Source organism: Vallitalea guaymasensis (assembly GCF_018141425.1).
GTDB classification, from domain to species: Bacteria; Bacillota; Clostridia; order Lachnospirales; family Vallitaleaceae; genus Vallitalea; species Vallitalea guaymasensis.
In genome coordinates, this window is the sequence record NZ_CP058561.1 from 480,211 (window position 1) to 503,731 (window position 23,521).

The window sequence follows — 23,521 nt, forward strand, 5'->3', positions numbered from 1 at the left end:
TACCATAAATCATGGTCTACAAGTTGAATACTCTTTTTGCATTATTATAGAAAACATCCTTATAATATTTTTTTGGTATTAGTTTTTTAACAAATCCAATATACGCCTTAGTGTCTACCAAAGGCCAATCTGAACCATATAATATCTTCTTGTAGTCATTAGCATAAACTAATGCTCTTTTAATATGATTCATGAAGAGTTTTTGTTTAATCATATAGTTGACTTGTTTTTTATCCCCGACTATTAAACCAGATATATCTGCATATATATTACTGTTTTTATATATTACCTCTGCACAATCCATTACCCATGGATCCCCTAGATGAGCTATGACAAAATTGATATCTCTATAGACAGTAGCTATCTCATCTACATCCAAAGGCTTGGAATATTTTAGAAGACCTCTTTCGGAATAAGTATCACCTGAATGTATTACAATAGGCAAACCATACTTAACAGCTAATTCATAAATAGGTTTATATATATCATCATATACATGATAATGATAATATCCAGCATATAATTTGATACCAACTACAGTATTATTGTTGATATAGTCTTCAATCTTCCCTAGTTGTTCATCTTTGGTTATACCTGTTAGCAATACTGGATTGATTCCTATACATTCATACATATTATGAGGTCTTTCATTCTCTAAGTCTAATATCATTGGATTATGGCATGAAGTATCAGGGAAGTTGCCTTCCCCGGTTTCTTCAACACCCATACCAATACTAGCTGCTATACCATTTTCATTAAATTCATCATAATATCCATCATAAGAACAATCCACTAGAGAAATATTATTTGCCGTATGAATGAAAGATTCTATTTTTGAAAAATGTACATGAGCATCTATTATCTTCATAAAATTCTCCTTGTAAAGATTTCTTATTCTTAATTATAATATATCAAATCTTACTTTATATAAATCCTCTAACATAACTTCATTCAAATCCTCTTTACTGAAAATTATGAATGAAGGATTCTGCATAATAGATGTACCAGTATCACAGCTAACATAATTCTTATGTGCCTCCACTGCTATACCATTAGTATTACCGAATTCAATTGGCTCATTATCATTTATTAGATAAATCATTCTGAACTCAGTATTATTAGAACCATGAACAGAAATATTATTAGAATATAGGTCAAATTCTGTTTTACCACATTTATAAATAGTTTTCTCACCTCTGTCACTCTGTACTATCCAGTTATCTTCTAGATTGTCTCCTTGTTTAATGAACGTCATATGTCCAAAAGGATGATCTTCTATATACTTAGGACTGTTTTGTCTTATGATCGGAAAATCACATAAAACAGGTACACCTGGAAGCAACAAGAAATATTGGTCTATACTAATACCTCTGTATTCCTCATTCTCTACTATATCTAAGGTAGTTTTTATACCCGACCATACATTTCCAAAGTTATCCTCTAAGCTTACGAATTCAGCTTTTTTCTTTTCTTTCGCTAATGAAGCAAAACTAAGTTTATTAGAGATGTATGAATATCCTCCAGTCCAAAAATTCCACCAACTCTTTACAGTTGGTTCTGGAAAACTATTATCCAACCATTCATTGTCTTTGTACATTAATGAATAGATACCCTGAGAAAAATCAGGTGAACCTTTTATTTTAATTATTCCATTATCTAGTTCATAAACTTCTTTACCTTGAACCGTACTTATATTTGGCTCAACATTCTGAGTACCTTTAAAAAATACTGCTTTTTCTCTTTCAATATCTTTTACATCTAAGCTGACATTCATTTTTATGATATCCATATCAAATTTATTCTCATAAGAACATTTTAGCATGGATTTATTATCAATAAAATCAAGTGGTTCATTTATAGATTGGAACAGATTATTTTTGGATGTTATCTTAGCTGAACCAACTGCAGGTATTTTCCTAATCTCTTCAAACTCAACTTCTAAATCATTTTCTATAAAAGGATTATTATTATTTATTCTGCATTCAAAGCTTTGCTTGATACTTCCATAACTAATATCCTTAGTATTTCCCATATATTTTCTAAAATCCTGCCATGTTTCAAATGTATCAATTGTATATGTTACCGGCTCAGTAATAAAGCTTTTTCCAGGTAACAGATTATTGATTTCTGTATCAACTATTACAAATACCTCATCAAAATTCATTTTAGTACTGTTATGCCATCCAATACCTGTTTTAATGTTACTATATTCACTAAAAATCCAGTTTTCACTTACTTTATTGAAGTCCCATTGTTTTGTCAATATTCCATCCAAATTAGGAGTTCTAACTACTTTACCATCCATTGGTAATAAGACATCCTTCAATAGATAAAAAGCTCTTTGACAATAAATTAATTCTTTATAGGTATAATCCTCAGAAACATTTTTAATTTCACAGTATGTCTTGGCTATACCATTTTGAAATAATTCAACATAGTACTCAAGAACGATATTCTTGAAATCTTCTAATTGGTAAGTTGCCTTTATTATCTCTGATTCTTCTTTGGAAATAAAAGATACTGAATCAGCTTTTTTGTTGAACAGTTCTATTGTATATGGTTTACCAATCTGTGGTGCTCTAAGGAATATACCATCATCACCATATTTCCCTATACTAGTAAAACGAGTTGCATTATCTTTTTTCATTAGGGATATAGAATATTTACCATTATATATGGAGTAACATGTATCATCTTCACCATGATATCTTCCTGTACATCCTCTGAAAGAACCTCTAAGCTTAACAGTATGTTTAATGGTTTTACCTGAAGCGTTGATTTTAGTCTCCACCTCTTTACTGTAAAAACCATAATCTGATAGAATACACGCTATAGGCAGTGATTTCTTTTCTTTTGCTTTCAATGAACAGACTTGAGATTTTTCTTTGAATGAAATCCATTCATCATCAATTAAAGAAAACTCAACATGGGCTTCTTCGTCAAAATTGTTTTCTATATTAATGTAACAAACTATCTCTTCCTCTAAATTCTTTAATCCATTTTGGTTAGCTATCTCCATCTTAACTGGGAAGTTAGGATAAACTCCTACTTTAAATGTAGCGTCCAATCCATTAATTGTTATTATTGATGTCACACATGGATGCGTTCTATATTTATCCTGTTCTTCCTGTATTGTATCTAGTGTAAATTCACCATCAATAATTTTGCTATCCTTAATGTTACCTTTGTATTCAAGATGATTAGTTATATTTTTATCTTCTATCCCTTTAATCTCAATGTCAAGATTTTTACCGCTCTTGTTAATGCACTCATACTGCACCTTATAATCATTACCGATAACTAGATCTTTTTTATCCACTCTTGCCTTTATTTTATAATCATCTGTTTCAATACAAGTCAAACCTCTACCATTCTTCTCAAATTCCATCTTAAGAGTGATACCATCTTTTTCCCACATGTATTCATAATATTCGAAGTCACCTTCACTTCTGCCATCACTTTCAATCTTAATCTCCCTTACACTGTCATCATACCAATCAAAAGTATTGAAGTATTCTTTAACAGCTTCAGTACGCATAACATACGGCATAAAATTCATAAGATGAGTACTTCCATCTCTTCTTTCCCAGAAGAATCCACATTTTTTATAAACTGGTACAGCTTTATCATTACCTTGCCAAGTATATAGGTCAAGTCTTGGCCACTTGGATTCCATAGCCTTTTTGACACATTCTTTTACAAGGGTTTTACCTATTTTCTTACCAATATGGTCAGTTCTAACATTCAACAAGGGTATATATGAAGCTCCTTCATCTTGTTTATACTCAGAGAAGCTACAATAACCCACAACTTCATCTCCATCAAGAGCTAAAAATGCACAGATATTACCCATTTTCTCATTTTCATTGATAACGTCTTCTGCTGTTCTTGATACCTGTTCTCCTCCCCAATTCTGTCCACTTTGGTTCCACATATCAGCTAAAGCTTCTGCATATGTGTGGTCATACATTACTATTTTGATTCCATTCATTGCTTTGCCCCCTTCTAATTCTTAAAAATGAATAAAAAAATAAGCCGTATTATCTACAGCTTTGTATAATAAAAAAACTGTAGTGTAAACTACAGTAATCTTACTTATTAATTAATATATAAAAACTGTAGGTTCTATACCTACAGCTAAATATAACTTATTATCATAAATAGACAGTATCCTTCAACTGCAGGTCATGTTGTTCAATTATATTATATTGTTTGTTTTTCCCGGTATTTATATTAGTTTTTAACATTTACATGACCTCCTTTTCTACTAATTCTATTTATTTACTTATTTATAATATCATGAAAATTATTCCATTTCAAGTATTAATTTTATATATATCTTATAGATGATACTTCAAACTATTTAATTCATTAATATTAATTTTCTCTTCAAAACCTATAATTCCTATTAATGCATAGCTATTAGTCAGTGGATTATATTTTAATTCCTTGACCAGTTTAAAATGTTCTATTTCAGAAGAATTTTTTAGATGTATTCTAGGTCCAGTACATGGAAATTTAATATTATCTATTGATATATGATTGTCATCAACATAACACACATCAACATTCTTATTAATAAGTTCTTTGGTCTTTTCCTCTAGAACATCGATATCTATATTTGGTTTAGTATCAAATTCAAGCACAAAACCATGTTTTACGTCATTATGCCCCTCACAATGTTCAAATCCAAATAATTTTTCTAAAACAAAACCAGTCAAATCCTCTGCTGTATGAGCCATTCTTCTGTATTTTATTGATTTGTGAACAATATTTGCGATATCCCCTGGACATGGACCAAATATACTAGGTCGAGTCACAATGACTTCTTCTCCAATACCAATAATTATATCTGCATTCATATTAAGATATGGATAAAGCAATTCAAAATGTTCGACAATTACTCTCTTTCCATTGCTTACAGCTTCTTTTACTGCATCAGCTAACATATATATCTGGGTGAATGCTGATTCGAATCTAACATCAATGTGGTACGTATGGCTACTGAAAAAACCTGTATCTGCACCATCCAATAATGGTAGAGGTCTTACATTAACCCCATCATCATCATTGGTAAGCTCTAGTCCTGGAAACATACCTTTGATAAATACAGATTTCCCTGCTCCTGCATCACCTATAACACCTACAAGATTATCTAATGGACTCAAATATCTCTGAGATATCTGATGTCCTAGATTCAATAATCTTTTTCTCCCCCTAGGTGCAAAATAAACTGAATACATCAACGCTTCCTGCAATAATGTTATAGCCATGATATCACTTCCTTTACATAGCCACCAAAAGATGACCCAGTATTACCATTATACTCTATATAATAAATATAGGGTACACATACAGTATCTATATTAAAACTTTTCATCGCTTTCACCTCTATCAATTCTTAACAACATAGTATCATAACAAACCTAGTAATGATACAGTTATTTTTATTATAGATAATAAGATGAGCAAAATCAATAAAGATTTTAATGTTAATTCTACTGTTGTGACCCTATATATCATAGAATATCTATTTAGTTACTATGCTACATTTTGATCGATGTAACTTCTTACCAAATCATAATTAACTTTGATATTGTAATTGAAACTACTATTTTCTTCTATTTTATTCTTAGAAGTCCTTTCAAACAATTTGAATTTGAAAGATGCAGTTCTACAGCTTTCACAATAAACTAAATGACATTCATAGTATTCATCTAATTTCTCCCCTTTATTAACATGTTTTTGGATTATCTCTTCTAGGAAAACATCCATATTCATATCTTTCACTAATGTTTCAAGTTCATCAAAGAAAGCTTTTCCATTAGCTTTTGGGATCTTGAATATTTTTTTACTCTTCTTATACTTATTACAAGTATCACAATATTCACTTTTACCTTTTATACTTGAACCAGATAATAAACAACCTGCTATAATACCAAGATAATCAATTATAGCTATTATCCATCCAAAAGTTGGATTAGATACTTCTGCCAAAGTACGTGAACGACGACTAAAAGTAATTGGTGTATTTTCTATTAGATATTTATTATAATTAAAGAAAGTCATTGTACCATATCCATCTATCTCATAATTGCTAATATGGTCTCCGTCTAAAGTATAAACAATATCCTGAGTTTGTTCATCAAAACAAGTCAAATAATATGTAGCATATTTAATTGACACTAGACAAATAATTGCCATTAACACACCAATGAAAAAATGTGCACCTTTTATCTTCTTATGGGATAAGAATAATCCTTTGAAGAATCCGAAACCACATACATAACCTACTGCAATAGCTCCTACTGGCACAATAAAGAACAATGAAAAATGAATTACTTGAAAATCTGTAAATACCATTATGATTACTGGTAAAGCGATACTAACTATCAATGATAATAGACCTAAGATAATACTCATAGTTACCCTCCGTTAATATTATTTAATTTATTTTATATTATGCTATATATAAACACAGCCTTCATATTATAACAAATAAGTTGATTGTTGTTAATTAGTAATAAGTATGTATGTATATAGGTATTTATTCACATATATTTTTACATAATACTATATAATTCCACTCTAAATGCTAATTTTCTCAAAAGATTTAGTATCAACTGATTTTTGGCACGCATCTAAAATACCTTCAATATTTTTACATTGATTAATTGAAGGGGCTTTATCAACAACAATATCATTTTCTATCTGATATAAGAATGAAGCTAATGAAGCTATGTGTGAATCCATAAAAAACCCTTGAGACATCTTAGGAGATGGATAAAACTTAATCATATGCTTATAATAACTATTATCATTATAATAATCTTCATGAAGATGTATTTTATTTCCTAGGAAATTATAATATTTGACATCTAGAGGATTATCATAGACATCAACAAACACTGACCCTTTGGTCCCGTAGATTCTTACTCTAATTCCATCATCGCCAACTGCTATTCTAGATACTTCAACAGTTCCCTTTATGTTACTACTTGTATGTACATGGGTTAATGCCCAATCATCAACTGTAACTGTTTTTTCATTACCTTCACTATCTTTTCTGGTTTTCACAAAAGTATCAGTAAAACACATGACTTCCTTAACTGGTTCCACTAAAAATTGTAATATGTCAAAAGCATGGCTACCTAAGTCATAAAGTGCTCCTCCTCCACTAATCTCTTTATCCAATCTCCACGCATAAGGTTTATCAGTATTAAGATATGAGGAATGATAATACTCTATACGAAAACTAGTAATCTCACCGATGGCATTATTTTCAATAGCTGCTCTTGCTTTTGCAAAAGCTGGAATATATCTCAATGTGTAGCATAATTGAATCTTAGATTTACTGTTACTATATCTATTCAATATTTCCTTAGTCTCAGAATCATTCATAGAAAGAGGTTTCTCACAATATATATTAGCTCCTGCTTCCAAGGCTTTTAATATCAGATCTTTATGATAAATATTAGGACTACATATATCAAGCAACTGTATATCATCATTACCAAAACATATTGATTCTGAATCTACAGTTCTTTCAAAACCTAATGACTTGGCTACACTTAATCTATCAACGGGATTTCTTGTGACTATCTGATTCTTGATAATAGGACTCTCTATAGGTAAATCCAACAAGTTAAAGTTATTCATCGCCATCAAATGTATTTTCCCAATGAATCCCAATCCTACTAAATTATAATTAATATTCATTTGCAGTCCTCCCTATATTTATAAAATAATAATCCTTAAAACACAAATTTCTTCAAGACAAAACAAAAGCTCCTAATATTAATTAGGAACTCTTATATTATAGCATAAATCAGCTTAATTATTAATGATATTTTTTATTTTTTCGTTACCTATAAGTCCACCTCTAAATCAACCAAAGGCGCATGCTGTTGAGCACCATAAACATCTGTCTCACCTAACCTCCCAGATGCCATAGGACGGACTATTGTCGCTTTTATTGCTTTTGCTGGCTTGAATTCTATTATATTAATAACATCTTCCACAGATATATGATACAAATCAGCTATAACTTTCTCATTGATAATTTTTTTCTCACAGGCTTTTTCAAAAATCTCCCAATCTTTAAAAATAATATCAAAAGTCAACTCATAAGGACCAGCATTTTTACTTCTAATTACTTCTGCTATATCTTTCAACTTAGTTTTCATGATACCAAATCCCTCCTTACTTAATTACTGCACATTAACATAATCAATCTTAAACAACTCATATGGATCATCTACCTCAACTATATGATAGATACTGAATTCATACACCTCACCAGCTTTAAAGTCAGAAGGTGAATATGGGAATGCCAAATTTCCAGCTGTAGATATTCTTCCATCATAACCATAATGAAGCATAGTTGACCTAGCAAAACTACATATTGTATTAGCAATCTTCTGAGTATCCGCTACCGCTTCTATGACAATACCAATCTCATGACTAGTGATTTCTTTCTTTGGTTCAAGAGAACCCATTACCGCATCTCTACCATACACTTTAAAATCCAAATGATATTTATAATCTGCATTCTTGAAATTATCTTTTACTCTATCTCTAACTTCTTGTATAATTGATTCAATCTGAGAAATCATTATACTATCTCTAGTCCCTGCTATTGAAACCGTTCTATAACCAACCTTCTTAGTTCCTTCCAATTTAACAGTATAAACATCAGAAGGTACAAATTTTGAACCAGTAACTTTTACGATATTATCTGTTTCTTGATGAAACTTAGTATCCTGTAAATCTAATATTCCACCAGGTCCTGGCAATATATAAGGATTAGTCTTTTCATACAAAGTATGTGCCGCTACAGATAAAGTAGTACATTTTCTAATAGGGTTAAGAGGTTCCAACCTGAAATTATCCTCTCCCAAGTAACCAAACATACAATCACTTCCACTACCAGGTGTAGCCGCAATACTAGCACACTCCAATATCTTACCCATATGAAGTGCCAAACCAGCATCAAAACCATCCTTGACCGCTAACGCAGCAAAAACAGTAGGATCATATGCTCTACCAGCAATAATAACTTCTGCCCCTTCTTCCAGTGCCTTAATAATAGGTTCAAGCCCCATTTGCCCCACAATACGCTCTGTCTTCTCCAACTCTTCTAAGGTCAACTCTGGAACCGGATGCAAAGGTTTTACTTTCCCATCCAACAGCTTATTAATAACATACTCTTTCTCAATCTCAGCATGTATAACAGCCATCTTAAAAGCCAAACCATTATCTTCACCAATACTCTTAACTATCTCAACAACCTCCTGTAAATGAGGCTCACCACCAGAACCACCAGCAGTACCAACAATAACAGGAATACCATTCTCTCTTGCAGCCTTTATCATAATCTCCAAATCTCTCTTAACAGCCGATTCATCAGTAAAAGAAATTCCCGCTCCAAGATAATAAGGCCCCGGATCAGTAGAACCAGCATCAACCGCTATAACATGAGGTTTTCTCTTCATACCTTCTTCAAATGATTCCATAGGAAAACCATAACCCAATATAGCCGTCGGAGACAACACTCTCAATTCTCTACTCATTATAAAATCCATCCTTTCTCAAATCTCAATCCAATCACTTAATCTATTTAAACATTCTTATTATACCCACAATCTATCCGTCAATTAATCAGCCGAAGGGTAAAAAGTGTACTAATCACGCAGACCGACCGCTTCCCAGGGTAAGGCAAGTGATTAGTACACTTTTCTACCCTGACCGACTTACCCTAACTGAAAACTAAACCAATTTATTTCTTTCCTTCATCTCCCTAATAGCCAATATCCTCTCCATCTCATTAAAAACAATCATATATCCTTCATCCACACCCATTCCAGGTTTCGCAAGAATCTGAACTGGTTCAGTAGCCATAGCCAAATGCACACAAACTTGTGATGACCTATCAGTCTCATTACAAGTACCACCTTGATAAGCCCCTATTCCTTTTTCCTTACAATACAAAACAGCTTCAATAGTATTATTGATGCCACCAAGGTCTGGAGTCTTAATCTGAATCATATGTCCTGCTCCATTATCAGCAAAATACTTTATATCATCAAATGTATTACACCATTCATCAGCTACTATTTCAACATGAACTCCATTATCATCCAATTTTCTACAAAGTTCACTCAAAGCTTTCATTTGAGCTGTTCTTTCTTCCATATCCATAGGTCCTTCAATTCTCAAAGTCAATGGATAAGCTGCTTCCTCAAGCTCCTTAAGGTATTCAACCATCCTGTCACAATCATTATTAAAGATAAGTCCAATAGTACCATATACATCTATATGGATAACTGGCTGATATTCATTATTATCTCTTATTTCAACAACCCTATCACGAATCCACATGATATATTTTTTTAACAACTCGCCTTGTTCACCTAATTTCAGCTTAACATTATTAATAAGCCCATGAGGTAGAATATCAGCACCTTTCAATATCATCTTATCAACGTTATTATATCTATCATCTCCAGATTGCATAAATATAGGAATCTCTACCTTAGAAACAGTAGTATCATATTCATCTGCAACCACTTCTGCCATTATCATTTTTTTACTCTTAGCTACAGCATCTAAAACCGCTTGAGTAACCCCGTATCTAACAGCTGTATGCAATCTTTCACCTGAAGGCAATACATAATTATCAATTTCTTCTGCTAAATCTTTAAAACTAGTTAATTCTCTACCTACTAATACTGGTTTAATATACTGGTCTATGATTGGTATATATTCTTTTGCAAGAAATAGCGGATCTCTTCCACCTGCCCCAGAATACTGAACTGCTGCACAATCCCCATAAGCTATTTGTCCATCTTCTAATAGAAGCATAACTGATATTGCCTCACCAGCCTGCCTTACAGAACTAAATCCTTTGGTTATTGGTTCCCCACTATATGTAGCTCCATTTTGTACAGCATGTTTTTTTATGGCTCTCTGGTCATCAAAGAAAAAACCTGTTTTTCCTTCCGATAGAATAACGTCTACAATTTTCATTTTTTCCATTCCCTTCTAAGAATACAATTACAGTATCTCTACTATTATTATCTTGGTCTTCCTACCAATCTTCCTTTACCTATTGCATATATATCATCAATAACCATTTGGAAACTCATATCTCTTTTTTCGTATTTTGCTCTCTCAAGCATTTTGCTATAATGATAATCTTTGATTTCTTTCGTAAATGGTATATTGGCACATTCTAAGAATCTAACCGCTCCCATGTTATCTCTAGCTGGAAATACTTTTCCTGCATTTTGTCTACTAGGTGCAAAAGGTATGTCTATAACACCTGCCGCAAAAGCTCTTAAAGTTCCAACAGCAATGTCACCTTCTCCAAGTTCTATTGTTTTGTCTATGATACAGCGTGTTTCAGCTTTTATTATATTCTTCTCTTCCTCTAGTTCCTTAGTAAGTTCCATCTTTTGGTCTCTTAACATAGTAACAACTTGTTTTGTAGCTTTTATACCACTTGCATTAGCTTCTTTAGTTGGAACACCCATAGCTTCATGAGGTGTTTTTACTATTACTTTTGTCGCACCAGCTAAAGCTGCTGTAGCTGCTCCCCATGAAATAACGCCGAATGCTTTTGATTCATCCTGAGGGAAACCACCCATCCATTGATGCAATACTGTAGTGACAACTACATCTTCATAACCAAATTTTTCTAGATATTCTTCTGTAAGTGTTTTGATAGTACTTATAGCCGCAACGTCTTGAATCAAGTTACCACATTGTCCATAACCTACCGTAATATTCTTAACTCCTTGCTCAGCAGCAAGTAGACTCTCAATTATAGCAACACTATGAGAAATACACGGCGGTACTAATGTTCCTGTAAGAGGACCAAAAGGTTCTCTGTTGATACTAATACCTGCCTCTTCATAGATACCCATAAGGCGGTCAACATATTGCCAATCATATATAGTTTTATCTAGGGGTATATTTTTTGAATATGGGATATTATAAGAGATTCCTCCACCTTCAAAGGAAGTAAATCCACCTGCTATTGTTATTTCAGCAAGCAGTCTTGCATCAGGAGTACCATGTCTAACTTCAACTGGTACATTAACAGACTCATTAACTTTTCTACATAAAGATATGCCATGATTAACTGCAGGAAATCCGTTTAGAAGTGACCTTCCTGCTTTTCTACTTTCGTTTATTCCTTTTTCTACCTCATTATATCTATTGTGTCTTGTATAGCTATCAATTGTAGTAGGTAGTAGATCAGCCTCTCCTTCATTAACTAGATAGTTAAGAAGTTCAATGTGCTTATCAACTAATGCAACCCCTGCTCTTGGCTGAATTAGTGTATTACCCAATTTACTGGCTTCACTAAGTTTTCTGGAAAATATCTTATGTTCTGGAATGGCTTCATGGTATTTTACCGCTTCTTCAAAATCTACTTCTTTACCTGTTGACCACTGAAAAAGTACTTCATCCTGTATAGTTTTAAAAAGTTTACTATCCATCTTCTTATTTTTTAATTCCATATTAATCCACCTCTAAAATTAGTTTTATTTCATTTTTCATAATACTTAGTGCAATATCTGGATACTTGACTGCCAGTAATCCCATGGCAGCAAATATATACTTGCTATCTATAAAAATCTTACCTCGCATAGGTTTTAATACTGTTGGTTCAAGAGGATCGAAAAGTGACTCTTTCAAAACCTCCTTAGCCCTTTTACAATTAATTATTGGACCACCAGTTCCAATAATATTTCTCACAGTTGTCAAGTCCTTACCTGTCTGTACATAAGTCGCTCCAAAAGGAGTATAATGTGTTTCTATTGTTCCAACATGTCTTTTAGTAGCATTTTTTACTGCTAATGAAGCCAGCCCAAAATCAAATTTCCCAAATATTTCATCACTATCAGTTATATATCCTGGGTTAGCTTTAATAAATTGCTGATACTCGTTAATTTGATCCTCTGACAGTTCAGCCTTGTTCAATAACTCATCAATACCACAAGTACATACTAGAGCATCTGCGCTATATCTAACTCCTAAATCACCTTCAACAGTTCTTTTGACAAATGGCTCTGGAAGTCCTTTTAAAAGTACCCCTCCTTTGCTGGGTAACCCCTCTGCTACGGAATGGATATCTGTGGTAGCTCCTCCTACGTCAACGACTATCAAATCTCCTATACCTTTTTCCTTCTTAGTACCTTCGCCTAGAAGCTTGGCTGCTGCCAATACTGCAGAAGGTGTAGGCATGATAATACCTTCTATTAAATCCTTTACTTTTGAAAGTCCTTTGGCATAGACTATTCTTCTAAGAAAAACTTCTCTTATAGCAAGTCTAGCTGATTCAATGTTAAGAACATCAAGTTCAGGCATTACATTTTCACATATAGTAATCTCTTTCTCACTTAAAATATCTGCAACTTTTTCTTGTACTGATTTATTACCAGCTATAATAATAGGTGCTTTTGTATCTAATGAAGCTAATATCTTAGCATTATGTAAAATAACCTCTTTATTACCACCGTCTGTCCCACCAGTTAACAAAATAATATCTGGTCTAATGTTCTCTATCTCTTCTGCTTCACTCTCATTAAGTTCATAAGAAAATACTTTCATCACTTTAGCTCCTGCACTCAGTGCAGCTCTTTTAGCCGCTTCAGCAGTTAAATCTGGAACTAAGCCTATTGCTACCATCCTTAAGCCTCCAGCTGCACTACTACAAGCGAACATTTCTTTTATAGATAAATCCTTATGCTGGGATTTAAGTTTATCTAGAGCATTATTCAGTCCTTCACATATATCTGATTCAATTGTTGTAAATGCTTTTGAGGTTCCTATAATAGCTTTATTTTCAAGGTCTACAGCAGTTACTTTAGTATAGGTACTGCCAAAATCAATAAGCAATACTGCTTCCATTAGTCATTCACTCCTAAATCTTCTTTAAGATCTTTAATAGATATATCTGGAAGTGTTCCTGGAGGATATACTTTGTTAAATCCCATATCTAAGAATTTCTGCTTAACTTCTTCAAAAGGTGTCTTACCAACTACTAAATTTCCACCAACATATAGTAAAATATCGCCAATACCTGCTTCTTTACATTTTTCTCTAAGTCCTCTACAATCCAGTTCTCCATGTCCGTATAATGACGATACTAAAATAGCATCAGCTCCAGTCTCTATTGCTGCCTTGATATACTCTTCTTGTGAAACCATTACACCTAAGTTAATTACTTTGAACCCTGCTTTTTCAAATGCATATGCTAATATTTTATTCCCGACTGCATGAACATCTGCACCAATTACACCTAACACTATCTTTTTATTATTCATTTTGTCCCTCCAAATTACAATCAATTATTTTTAAGGGTGTTATACCTAACATTAACTATGCCCTTAATATATAATGAATAATAGGATATGTCAATAGGTTTTTTATATATTATGCACAATTTACCAAAATAAACACTTGTTTTTTTGTAGCATTGTATACAATAATTCACGAATTACACTATACTTATCCACACCTCTACCATTATGTAATAATTATAACCACTTATTGAATAATTATTACTTCAAAATCAATTCAACCCAAGTTAATAAAATAAAGAATTATCAGAAATAACTTAATAAAATAAAAGAGATACCGATTTCACTCTAGTATCTCTTTGGCTTATTTTATCTTGTATTTATTTATATTAACCTTAATTACTGTATAATAGTGTTATTTCTATTTAATCCAATAATATGATTATCTAATATTTCTAGCAATTTCTAAAAATCTTGGTAATGTATATTTATAAAATTCTTTATAGGCATTACAGAAATAGTTCTTAGTGTATTTACCATCAATTTTTGGTTCTTTATGTCTTTTACATCCTCCACGGCAAATTCTGTAAAATTCACAGTTCTGACATTCTGAATCTGTATTAATGGATTCTTTAATAAAATTCATTGCTCTTTCAGATTTAAATATTTCATCAAAACCTTCGTTAACCACATTACCTAATTTCCACTCATCCAGCACGTAAAAATCACAAGGATATATGGAACCATCTGCTTCAATGACTGAACTTACAGAACAGTGTCCTCTCATATCACAACTCTCTGGTTCGTAACCCATAATGATTTGAAGGATATTATCAAACATTCTTATACTTATTCCATTACCACTAACAAAATCTTCATACCATAGGTCAAAAATATTTTTCAAGAATATTTCATAGTCTTTTGGAGTAAGTGAATAAGGATTTCTTCCTGGTTCTTCCCCAATCTCATCTAAACAAGGTATGAATTGCAAGAATTTGAAGCCCTGTTTTTTATAGAAGTTATATACTTTCCTTCCATGCTTGGCAATGTGTTTATTGACTACACATAGAATATTGTACTGGACATCATATTTATCAAATAACTTAGTTGTCTTTAACACTTTATTGAAAGTTCCTTCTCCATTAGGATAGATTCTATAGTAATTATGGATATCCTTATACCCATCCATAGATAATCCTATCAGGAAATCATTATCATGAAAGAACCTTGCCCACTCTTCATCTATTACAATTCCATTTGTTTGCAATGCATTGTTTACTTTAATATTATTCGTGTTATATTTTTTTACTAATACTATAAATTTTTTGAAGAAATCTAAGGAAGCCATTGTTGGTTCTCCACCTTGGAAAGCAAATGTCACTTGTCCTTCAGCGAATTCAAAAGCTTTTTTAACCAATTGTTCCAATGTCTCTTCTGACATTATTCCATAGTTCTTGATTTCTCTACTATTCATTACATCATAATAAAAGCAATACTTACATCTTAGATTACAATTACCTGAAGCAGGTTTTATCAGTGTAGTAAGTGGCGGCATACTAACATCTCCTTGCATTATATGTCAATCATTTTATCCATATTTTTATTCGTATCTACTTATTATAACATTTTTTTATGTTTTTTTCAGCATATTATTGAATACACTTTGTATTTTGTTAATAAGCAATTGGAAATGTAGTAAGATCAATTATGATTTAGTCGCCATCAAATAAGTTACCTAATCCACCTAATGCATCTAGTACACTGCCTTCACCTTTTGATTTTCCTCCAGGTACTCCTCTAACTGCACTTAGCATCCTATCTGCTAATCTACTAAATGGTAATGACTGAATCCATACTTTTCCTGGACCAGATACTGTTGCAAAGAATAATCCTTCTCCACCGAAGAAAGCACTCTTGATTTTTCCAACATATTCAATATTGTAACTAACATCTCTTGTAAGAGCAACTAGACATCCAGTATCTATCTTCAATGTTTCACCTGGCATAAGCTCTTTTTCAATGACAGTTCCTCCTGCATGTACAAAAGCCAATCCATCCCCTTCTAACTTTTGCATTATGAAGCCTTCTCCACCAAAGAAACCTACACCTAATTTCTTTTGGAACTCAATTCCTACTGATACACCCTTAGCGGCGCATAGGAAAGCGTCTTTTTGACAGATTATTTTACCTTGATACTCAGTTAAATCCATAGGTATTATTTTTCCTGGATAAGGTGCTGCAAAGGATACGTGTTTTTTATCATTCCAAGTATTAGTGAATACTGTCATAAATAAACTTTCTCCAGTTAATACACGTTTACCAGCTCCCATTAATCTTCCCATAAATCCGCCTTGATTACTTCTCTGAGAACCATCTCCAAAGATTGTTTCCATTTCAATACCTTGATCCATATAAGTCATAGCTCCCGCTTCCGCTACTACACTTTCTCTAGGATCCAATTCGATCTCAACCAACTGCATGTCGTCTCCCTGAATCTTATAATCAATCTCATGTGCCATTGCCATAGTCATACTCTCCCTTACTGTTATTATTAGTCTTCATTATTTCTTTAATGATATCAAATAAAAACATCAACTTCAATTAAAATATAATTAATTTACTGTAAATTATTGAGTACCTATCTATGCCTCTAACTTTATATATAAAAGAAATTTGTTAAAATACGTACAGTTTTATTAGTAAATAATGTATAATAAATATAACAATAATTAAATACTAGATATTATGGATTATTAATGTACTATTTATCAGCATAACAGCCGTTATTAATCCCACAAGAAAGGTGGTCATGATATGAGCAATATTGCAGCTTTTTTTGATATTGATGGAACTCTATATAGAGAAGGTCTTATAACGGAGATATTTAAGAAATTGATTAAGTCAGAAATTATTGATAAGCAAAGATGGTATAACGAAGTCAGAGAAAAATATATTAAATGGGATAAACGTATTGGTAATTATGATGATTATTTGATAAAAATGGCAGAAATATATATTGATGCTATCAAAGGTCTTCATAAAACCCAAATTGAATTTATAGCAGGTAAAGTTATTGAACAAAAGGGTGATAGAGTCTATACTTACACTAGAAATAAAATCAAATGGCATACTGAGCAAGGTCATAAAGTTATTACTGTATCTGGTTCACCATTTGAATTGGTTAGTGCTATGTCCAAGAAACATGGTTTTCACGATTTTATTGGTTCAATGTATCTAACGGATGATAGAGATATCTACACTGGTGAAGTAACTCCTATGTGGGATAGTGTCAATAAAAAGAAAGCGATTAACGAATTAGTTGAAAAATATGATATTGATTTATCTAGATCCTATGCATATGGAGATACTGCTGGAGATTTCTCCATGTTAAAATCCGTTGCATTCCCAGTTGCTATTAATCCAACAAGAGAACTTGTCAATAAGCTAAAAAATGATTCTCAGACATCTACAAAAGCACAAATAATAGTAGAAAGAAAAGATATGGTTTATAAGTTATCTCCTTCAGATATAATTTTTGAAGATAATGTTTAAGAATGCTTGTATATAAAACAATAAGGGAAGTCTTCCATTATATATGGTAAGCTTCCCTTTAGTTATTCTGCTTCTTGTTCCAACTTTTTGTTTTCTATAAACACTTTTACGAATAATGGACATAGTAATAATAATAACCCTGATATGAAAAACGTAATTTGCATATTATTTATATGCATACCTAAAATCACTAATTCTTTGTTTTCTAATAATTTTATTATCCTACCACCTATCCAGACCGCTATTCCACTAACAATTCCTCCAATAGCAGCATTTAGTCCGATGTACATAGTTCTTCCCTCTTTTTTAGCATATAGGAATTGTATATTGAACATTGATATCCCTATACCGCCCCAAGCTATACCAGATAGTATATGTAATATAGGAGCAAGAACAATGTAATTAGATACATTAACAAATCCCCATGTAAAATGTACCACAGCTAATATTCCAATGGAACATTCTGTACTTAAAAACCACGATTTCTTATCTGCTATTCTACCCCATTTATTAGCTACTACTACCCTTACTACAGTCGCCACAACTGATAATGCCATCATGTAAGTGTATTTCAGATTAAGCTTAGTAACCATGTATATAGCAATGTAAGGACCTCCTATCTGCAAGGAGAAATTCCATATTATAAATAGTAGTATTATCTTTCTGAAAGATGTATCTTTCAATGGTGTTGTCAATACTTGTTTTATATTATATTTTTTGATAACGTAATTTTCTTTAAATTCATCTATATGCATCAAAGCATAGATATTCAAAAAACCTAGTATAGCAATAATTCCACCAACTACTGCAAAACCTATCATTTGATTACCTGCATCCTTAGAATAATCAAGTACTTTTCCCAAAAAGATTGTTAGTATAGCTGTTGTTCCTAGAGATATTTTATCTCTATAGGCTAAATACTGCCCTCTAATTGATATAGGCGTAACATCAACTAACCAATTAAACAATGCAGGACTTATCAAGGCGTTCATTGAGTAAGCCAATATGTAACACAAAATAAAAGCTTCTAGTCCAAATCCAAGTGGTATGAGTAACATAGGTATGAAATATACTAATGACAGTAATGACCTAAGTACAATAGCCATACTTATAATAGTTTTCTTACGGCTTTCTAATCTCTCAAATATCAACGAAGAGAATATCTGTAATAAACCAACTATTGCAGGGGCTACTGCTACCATTCCATTTACTTGTTCTGACCCATTCAATAAGTTAATGAAACCAGCTAAAAATGCTCCAGCTGTCAAGGAATTCTGTCCTATACCTGTTACACCTTCCATGATGAAGTATTTTCTACTCCTATGTTTAGAACTAACCTCTGTTGTCTTATTTTTACAGCTCTTATTTTTTAGCACACTTAATACAAGTGAACCCATTATGCTCCACCTCGCTTCAAAACTATAATTCAAAAAGCATTATACTCACATTACTTTATAAAAAAAATGTTTATACTGGTATTTACAATGTCATTTTTGGTAATAAATAAAATGCAAAAAATTGGGGTTGTATTCATCTTTTTTTGTGGTAAAATGAATTTTAAATAACGACATTAAGGAAGTGCAATATGAATATAGCAGAAATAGTACATAATAAATTTCATAATAACGAATCTCATCATAGAGTTTTAAGTAACAATAATTCTCTAGGAGTATTACTTAGTGGTTATGTTAGGAAAAATAGCATAAATGGTTCACATATCAATTATACACCTCAAGAATATCATGGTTTGTTTGTTTTATCTGGTAAAGGTATTTACAAGGATACTGAAGGTAGAGAAATATCCATTGAATCTGGGGATTTCATTCAGAGGTTCCCTAATAAAACACATAGTACAATAGTTACTACAGACGACTGGAGCGAATTATATCTTTCTATAGGTCATAATGTTTTTAATAGTCTAGCTGAGATATATGTATTTTCTCCTGATAAACCTGTTTTGACTCCAGGACACGATTTTGAACTTATTCAACAAATGCTGGATTTTCATGAAAGACTAGATAAGGCTAACAGAATTGAACTTCCTTTACTTATGAATGAGGCTATTTCAATTATTTCTAAGGCAACTTACCTTGATAGGATTAATAGAACAACAACAGATGAAATGAATATATTAGCAATGAGCATTAAATACATAGAAGAAAATATAACCAACAGGATTTCAGTTGAAGATGTAGCTCTATATGTAAATATGGGCTATGAGAAGTTTAGAAAACTCTTTACTAAACAGTATAGAATATCACCAGGTAACTACATTCTAAATAGGAGAATCAACGCTGCTCAAAAATTATTATCTGCTGGCAATCTATCAGTAAAAGAAATCTCTGTGGAATTGGGTTACCCAGATTCTTATACATTTTCTAAGCAGTTCAAGAAACTTACTGGTCATACACCTTCAGAGTTTAAGAGGTTTTATTATTAGTTGGGTTAAATTAATATGGAAATTATTATTTGGAAAAACACTAATTTTACATATATAACATATGGTAACTTATAGACATTTATAAGGAGTATATTAATGAGAGATATGTACAACTCAAAAAGACCTGTTTTTCTGGAACGCCCTAATAGGATGCAACCTCAAGTAAGACCAGATAAAGATAAGAATGAATCTATGAAACAACCAGAACCCGAGATTAGATTGGCAACAGCTTATATCCCTAATCAGCCTTATGTGGGACTAGTCCCTCTACAAGAAGGATTCCATAGAGGAAGTATGTTTCCTAATCTATATCAACCTTATCGTGATTGGAGGCGTCATTAATGTATGATAAAAAATTAATGAGAGAAATACAACAATTAGGATTTGCTGCCTTAGACCTTAATCTATATCTAGATACTCATCCCGATTGTAAAAAAGCAATTTCGGATTATAATGTTATACAACGTCAATATGAGAACAAGAGACGTATGTATGAGTTAAATGTGGGTCCACTTGTTAACTTTGGTATGTCTCCAAGCAAATATCCATGGGAATGGTTAGATGGACCATGGCCATGGGAAAATGAATAAAGGAGGATAAAGTATGTGGTTATATGAAAAAAGATTACAATTTCCTGTTAATATCAAAAAGAAAGATCTAAGAATGGCAGGGTTGCTCGTTACCCAGTATGGAGGACCTGACGGTGAATTAGGTGCTGCTATTCGTTATCTTAATCAGAGATATGCTATGCCTACCAATAAGACTAAAGGGTTGTTGACGGATATTGGAACTGAAGAATGGGTTCCATGGGGTTAGCCATTATTATTTATTTACATAAGACATTTACTATCAACTTCTCGTGTTTTAACACCATTTTCATACCAAATTAGCTGATAGCTTCCTATATCTTCCTTAACCCCTATTAATATGAATAAACCATATTTATAACCCAAATTGCTTAATACTTTAGTTGTAGCAGCTTTTAATTTGACTTCATCTTGTTCTTGACTAGTTTTTTTAGAACAGCTTTTTTTTATTTCTATTATAACTAGATTTCTGTAGTTTTCTTCTCTTTGATGAATAATAATATCTGGTATTATTTTTTTTGGCATTGATTTTTTTTCGCCATATTCACATTCTATTTCATATATTATTTTTTTATCTTCAATTGCTTTTGCATTACGATCGTACTCGCAATCAATATTATATGAAGGAAAGTATTTTTCAATATATGTACCTAACTTATAGGAAATTGCTCGTTCATGAACATTATTTTTTAATAATACATGCTCCTTTTCCATTAATTCATTTAATGCTAATATTATGTATTTTTCTATAATTAATATATTCATATATATATATACCTTTCTTATTTATTAATTTAACTTACACACTTATTTAAGTATAGCCAAAAAAGAAACAATACCAACAATCTTTCAATTTATCTTCAAGTGAAAATGTACTGTTATAGTTAATAATATCCTTTTCCGAATATACTATCCCCGTTTCATACGGAAACGGTCCAGTAGTATAATAATTAAAATATACTTCATCTCCATACTTTGAAATTTCTTTATAATCAAGATTTTTCAATAGATACTTAATAGATTGAACTATTTGCTCATCCTCAATGTTTACTATTCTTATATTATATTCATTATCAATCTCTTTAATAATTAGTTTACTATTTTCATAATAACAACTTGCATTATATTGTAAATTCATTAAAAACAAAGCTACCTCTTCGAAGTATAAACTATTTGCATAAAAGCAACCTTTAATAATTTGTTTTTCTGATAGGCTTGAGTCACTTATTTCAATTGTTTTATTTAAAATTACAACTATAATACTAACAATTACTATTGATATTTTTATAATTCTTTTCATAGGCAAATTCTCTTTCTGTACTTTATCTATTCATTAATCAATAGTCTCCTAACTATTACAATGCAATATTCAATAATTTTTAGCAAGGTCTTTTTCCAAAAACATAAATACGTATTAATATTATCAGATAATTTAACAATAAGCAACAAAAAAGACCTAACTTCAATTATTAAAGTAGGTCGGGTCTTTACTTGTTATAAGTTTGTTCTAATTAATATTTATTGTTTTATGTATTCTTTAACTTTAAACCAAACTATTTTATTATATATCAAATACTCATTTGCATCTGTATAAGGTTCAATTTCTGATTCAGCAGCAAATTTATAGAATGGTAATCCATTATCGTTTGATCTATCTATATACCACTTAATAAAATTTTCAGCCTCGTTCATTGTTACTCTAAATTCATATATATCAGTAGTTGATAATTTAATTTGTAACACTGCTGGATTCACCTTTTTAATCATAGCTGATGCAATATTTGAATCAGTGCTTTCTACGCTATTCTTTACTGCACGTACTATATAATAATAAGTAATTCCTGGCTCTACATCACTATCTATGTAAGTTGTTTCTTCACTACTCCCTATTATAGTATCTATTGCATCTAATGTAGTCGACCTTAGTATAGTATAGTTATCTGCACCTTCTACTGCATCCCAATTTAGAGTTATATTATAATCAGATGATTGAGCAGTCAAATTAGTTGGAGCCTCAATTTGTATTGGTGATTCATCATATCCTTTTAATTCTCCATTTTCATCCATATCTATATAATCCAATGAAACATGATGAGCACTATCAGCTGTAGTAGTGTCAATTACAACTGCATGTTCAACATTAGCTAAATTCTTAATTTCAAACATTATGACTGGTGTATATTCTGGCATAGAATCTTTATTATCTGTTTGGTATTTTATACCGTCTATTGTAACAGAAAGATTTTTTGAAGAGTAACTACTTAATCTTCTAATCAATCTTAATTCAGTTCCCACAAAATTAAATTTAATAAAATTAGTAGTTTTATATGAATAATATTGACCACCCCAGTCACCTTCATATGTAATTCTGTTATCTGCAATTCCTTCCTTAACAACTTCATATCTTTTCCAACCATTTTCTGGCTGTTGTAATTCATCCCCTGCTGTGGCAGCATTAACAATTACATTACTAAAAATAAATAACACAAAAAATATAAACATACTTAGTCTTTTTTTCATTATACATCATCCTTTTCTATTAATTATGCCAAATTATACCATAATACATATTCAATATATAGCCTTATAATTAGTATTATTAGGTAGTACAATAAAATGTTATAGTTCTT

At 31.6% G+C, this 23,521-nt stretch carries 21 protein-coding genes and 1 pseudogene; 5 read left to right on the forward strand and 17 right to left on the reverse strand.

Going from position 1 to position 23,521, the window contains the following annotated elements; translation table 11 throughout:
* Nucleotides 1-16: 16 nt before the first annotated feature.
* The 13 genes from HYG85_RS02100 to HYG85_RS02160 form a co-directional block, all read right to left on the reverse strand.
* Complete coding sequence (locus HYG85_RS02100) at nucleotides 17-868, reverse strand: amidohydrolase family protein (protein WP_212692085.1); 852 nt, start codon at nucleotides 866-868, stop codon at nucleotides 17-19.
* A gap of 33 nt (nucleotides 869-901) precedes the next feature.
* Nucleotides 902-3,991, reverse strand: coding sequence for a GNAT family N-acetyltransferase (locus tag HYG85_RS02105; protein ID WP_212692086.1), 3,090 nt, complete (start codon nucleotides 3,989-3,991; stop codon nucleotides 902-904).
* Nucleotides 3,992-4,340: 349 nt separating this feature from the next.
* A complete protein-coding gene (locus HYG85_RS02110; protein ID WP_212692087.1) occupies nucleotides 4,341-5,273 on the reverse strand; it encodes an alanine-tRNA synthetase second additional domain-containing protein in 933 nt (310 codons plus the stop codon).
* Between the two features lie 268 nt (nucleotides 5,274-5,541).
* Nucleotides 5,542-6,423, reverse strand: a complete 882-nt coding sequence (locus HYG85_RS02115) for a hypothetical protein (RefSeq protein ID WP_212692088.1) — start codon at nucleotides 6,421-6,423, stop codon at nucleotides 5,542-5,544.
* Between the two features lie 165 nt (nucleotides 6,424-6,588).
* Nucleotides 6,589-7,719 (reverse strand): Gfo/Idh/MocA family protein, encoded by a 1,131-nt coding sequence (locus HYG85_RS02120; protein ID WP_212692089.1) that lies wholly within the window; start codon nucleotides 7,717-7,719, stop codon nucleotides 6,589-6,591.
* Nucleotides 7,720-7,868: 149 nt separating this feature from the next.
* Nucleotides 7,869-8,186, reverse strand: coding sequence for a DUF4387 domain-containing protein (locus HYG85_RS02125; RefSeq protein WP_330619206.1), 318 nt, complete (start codon nucleotides 8,184-8,186; stop codon nucleotides 7,869-7,871).
* A 24-nt stretch (nucleotides 8,187-8,210) separates the two neighbouring features.
* The gene (locus HYG85_RS02130; RefSeq protein WP_113676003.1) at nucleotides 8,211-9,572 is read right to left on the reverse strand and encodes an acyclic terpene utilization AtuA family protein; all 1,362 of its coding nucleotides are present in this window, start codon (nucleotides 9,570-9,572) and stop codon (nucleotides 8,211-8,213) included.
* Between the two features lie 196 nt (nucleotides 9,573-9,768).
* Nucleotides 9,769-11,028: a methylaspartate ammonia-lyase gene (locus HYG85_RS02135; protein WP_212692090.1), complete on the reverse strand. Its 1,260-nt coding sequence runs from the start codon at nucleotides 11,026-11,028 to the stop codon at nucleotides 9,769-9,771.
* Nucleotides 11,029-11,075: 47 nt separating this feature from the next.
* Nucleotides 11,076-12,527 (reverse strand): methylaspartate mutase subunit E, encoded by a 1,452-nt coding sequence (locus HYG85_RS02140; RefSeq protein ID WP_212692091.1) that lies wholly within the window; start codon nucleotides 12,525-12,527, stop codon nucleotides 11,076-11,078.
* 1 nt (nucleotide 12,528) lies between these two features.
* Entirely contained in the window at nucleotides 12,529-13,920 is a 1,392-nt protein-coding gene (gene glmL, locus HYG85_RS02145; RefSeq protein ID WP_212692092.1) for a methylaspartate mutase accessory protein GlmL, read from the reverse strand.
* Nucleotides 13,920-14,336, reverse strand: a complete 417-nt coding sequence (gene glmS / locus HYG85_RS02150; RefSeq protein ID WP_113675999.1) for a methylaspartate mutase subunit S — start codon at nucleotides 14,334-14,336, stop codon at nucleotides 13,920-13,922. Before glmS ends, glmL begins: the two co-directional genes overlap by 1 nt.
* A 418-nt stretch (nucleotides 14,337-14,754) precedes the next feature.
* Nucleotides 14,755-15,867 (reverse strand): anaerobic sulfatase maturase, encoded by a 1,113-nt coding sequence (locus HYG85_RS02155; RefSeq protein ID WP_212692093.1) that lies wholly within the window; start codon nucleotides 15,865-15,867, stop codon nucleotides 14,755-14,757.
* 157 nt (nucleotides 15,868-16,024) lie between these two features.
* The gene (locus tag HYG85_RS02160) at nucleotides 16,025-16,837 is read right to left on the reverse strand and encodes a TIGR00266 family protein (protein WP_113675997.1); all 813 of its coding nucleotides are present in this window, start codon (nucleotides 16,835-16,837) and stop codon (nucleotides 16,025-16,027) included.
* 289 nt (nucleotides 16,838-17,126) lie between these two features.
* Here HYG85_RS02160 and HYG85_RS02165 point away from each other — a divergent pair, with 289 nt between their 5' ends.
* Nucleotides 17,127-17,864: an HAD-IB family hydrolase gene (locus tag HYG85_RS02165; protein ID WP_212692094.1), complete on the forward strand. Its 738-nt coding sequence runs from the start codon at nucleotides 17,127-17,129 to the stop codon at nucleotides 17,862-17,864.
* Nucleotides 17,865-17,926: 62 nt separating this feature from the next.
* On the opposite strand, the gene HYG85_RS02170 is transcribed toward HYG85_RS02165, so the two are convergent.
* Nucleotides 17,927-19,261, reverse strand: coding sequence for an MFS transporter (locus tag HYG85_RS02170; protein ID WP_212692095.1), 1,335 nt, complete (start codon nucleotides 19,259-19,261; stop codon nucleotides 17,927-17,929).
* 188 nt (nucleotides 19,262-19,449) lie between these two features.
* Here HYG85_RS02170 and HYG85_RS02175 point away from each other — a divergent pair, with 188 nt between their 5' ends.
* From HYG85_RS02175 to HYG85_RS02190, 4 genes and pseudogenes are all read left to right on the forward strand, one after another.
* Nucleotides 19,450-20,304, forward strand: coding sequence for a helix-turn-helix domain-containing protein (locus HYG85_RS02175; RefSeq protein WP_212692096.1), 855 nt, complete (start codon nucleotides 19,450-19,452; stop codon nucleotides 20,302-20,304).
* A 96-nt stretch (nucleotides 20,305-20,400) separates the two neighbouring features.
* Entirely contained in the window at nucleotides 20,401-20,646 is a 246-nt protein-coding gene (locus HYG85_RS02180; protein ID WP_212692097.1) for a spore coat associated protein CotJA, read from the forward strand.
* Complete coding sequence (locus HYG85_RS02185) at nucleotides 20,646-20,894, forward strand: spore coat protein CotJB (protein ID WP_113675992.1); 249 nt, start codon at nucleotides 20,646-20,648, stop codon at nucleotides 20,892-20,894. The genes HYG85_RS02180 and HYG85_RS02185 overlap by 1 nt, the downstream gene beginning before the upstream one ends.
* A 13-nt stretch (nucleotides 20,895-20,907) precedes the next feature.
* Nucleotides 20,908-21,102 (forward strand): annotated as a pseudogene (locus HYG85_RS02190) (manganese catalase family protein); the annotation flags it as partial.
* Nucleotides 21,103-21,134: 32 nt separating this feature from the next.
* Here HYG85_RS02190 and HYG85_RS02195 read toward each other — a convergent pair.
* From HYG85_RS02195 to HYG85_RS02205, 3 genes are all read right to left on the reverse strand, one after another.
* Nucleotides 21,135-21,656 carry a hypothetical protein gene (locus tag HYG85_RS02195; protein ID WP_212692098.1) on the reverse strand — a complete coding sequence of 174 codons (522 nt, stop codon included), beginning with the start codon at nucleotides 21,654-21,656 and terminating at the stop codon, nucleotides 21,135-21,137.
* A 46-nt stretch (nucleotides 21,657-21,702) separates the two neighbouring features.
* Nucleotides 21,703-22,191, reverse strand: coding sequence for a hypothetical protein (locus HYG85_RS02200; RefSeq protein ID WP_212692099.1), 489 nt, complete (start codon nucleotides 22,189-22,191; stop codon nucleotides 21,703-21,705).
* Nucleotides 22,192-22,409: 218 nt separating this feature from the next.
* Nucleotides 22,410-23,411 carry a fibronectin type III domain-containing protein gene (locus HYG85_RS02205; RefSeq protein WP_212692100.1) on the reverse strand — a complete coding sequence of 334 codons (1,002 nt, stop codon included), beginning with the start codon at nucleotides 23,409-23,411 and terminating at the stop codon, nucleotides 22,410-22,412.
* Between the last annotated feature and the right edge of the window lie 110 nt (nucleotides 23,412-23,521).

What these genes read in the sequence shown, in the direction of transcription:
- HYG85_RS02185 (WP_113675992.1), top strand. Translation starts at nt 20,646, where the DNA reads ATGTATGATAAAAAATTAATGAGAGAAATACAACAATTAGGATTTGCT.
- HYG85_RS02140 (WP_212692091.1), bottom strand. Translation starts at nt 12,527, where the DNA reads ATGGAATTAAAAAATAAGAAGATGGATAGTAAACTTTTTAAAACTATA.
- HYG85_RS02205 (WP_212692100.1), bottom strand. Translation starts at nt 23,411, where the DNA reads ATGAAAAAAAGACTAAGTATGTTTATATTTTTTGTGTTATTTATTTTT.
- HYG85_RS02165 (WP_212692094.1), top strand. Translation starts at nt 17,127, where the DNA reads ATGAGCAATATTGCAGCTTTTTTTGATATTGATGGAACTCTATATAGA.
- HYG85_RS02115 (WP_212692088.1), bottom strand. Translation starts at nt 6,423, where the DNA reads ATGAGTATTATCTTAGGTCTATTATCATTGATAGTTAGTATCGCTTTA.
- HYG85_RS02125 (WP_330619206.1), bottom strand. Translation starts at nt 8,186, where the DNA reads ATGAAAACTAAGTTGAAAGATATAGCAGAAGTAATTAGAAGTAAAAAT.
- HYG85_RS02180 (WP_212692097.1), top strand. Translation starts at nt 20,401, where the DNA reads ATGAGAGATATGTACAACTCAAAAAGACCTGTTTTTCTGGAACGCCCT.
- glmS (WP_113675999.1), bottom strand. Translation starts at nt 14,336, where the DNA reads ATGAATAATAAAAAGATAGTGTTAGGTGTAATTGGTGCAGATGTTCAT.
- HYG85_RS02130 (WP_113676003.1), bottom strand. Translation starts at nt 9,572, where the DNA reads ATGAGTAGAGAATTGAGAGTGTTGTCTCCGACGGCTATATTGGGTTAT.
- HYG85_RS02200 (WP_212692099.1), bottom strand. Translation starts at nt 22,191, where the DNA reads ATGAAAAGAATTATAAAAATATCAATAGTAATTGTTAGTATTATAGTT.
- HYG85_RS02155 (WP_212692093.1), bottom strand. Translation starts at nt 15,867, where the DNA reads ATGCCGCCACTTACTACACTGATAAAACCTGCTTCAGGTAATTGTAAT.
- HYG85_RS02120 (WP_212692089.1), bottom strand. Translation starts at nt 7,719, where the DNA reads ATGAATATTAATTATAATTTAGTAGGATTGGGATTCATTGGGAAAATA.
- HYG85_RS02160 (WP_113675997.1), bottom strand. Translation starts at nt 16,837, where the DNA reads ATGGCAATGGCACATGAGATTGATTATAAGATTCAGGGAGACGACATG.
- HYG85_RS02110 (WP_212692087.1), bottom strand. Translation starts at nt 5,273, where the DNA reads ATGGCTATAACATTATTGCAGGAAGCGTTGATGTATTCAGTTTATTTT.
- HYG85_RS02175 (WP_212692096.1), top strand. Translation starts at nt 19,450, where the DNA reads ATGAATATAGCAGAAATAGTACATAATAAATTTCATAATAACGAATCT.
- HYG85_RS02100 (WP_212692085.1), bottom strand. Translation starts at nt 868, where the DNA reads ATGAAGATAATAGATGCTCATGTACATTTTTCAAAAATAGAATCTTTC.
- HYG85_RS02170 (WP_212692095.1), bottom strand. Translation starts at nt 19,261, where the DNA reads ATGGGTTCACTTGTATTAAGTGTGCTAAAAAATAAGAGCTGTAAAAAT.
- HYG85_RS02105 (WP_212692086.1), bottom strand. Translation starts at nt 3,991, where the DNA reads ATGAATGGAATCAAAATAGTAATGTATGACCACACATATGCAGAAGCT.
- glmL (WP_212692092.1), bottom strand. Translation starts at nt 13,920, where the DNA reads ATGGAAGCAGTATTGCTTATTGATTTTGGCAGTACCTATACTAAAGTA.
- HYG85_RS02135 (WP_212692090.1), bottom strand. Translation starts at nt 11,028, where the DNA reads ATGAAAATTGTAGACGTTATTCTATCGGAAGGAAAAACAGGTTTTTTC.
- HYG85_RS02195 (WP_212692098.1), bottom strand. Translation starts at nt 21,656, where the DNA reads ATGAATATATTAATTATAGAAAAATACATAATATTAGCATTAAATGAA.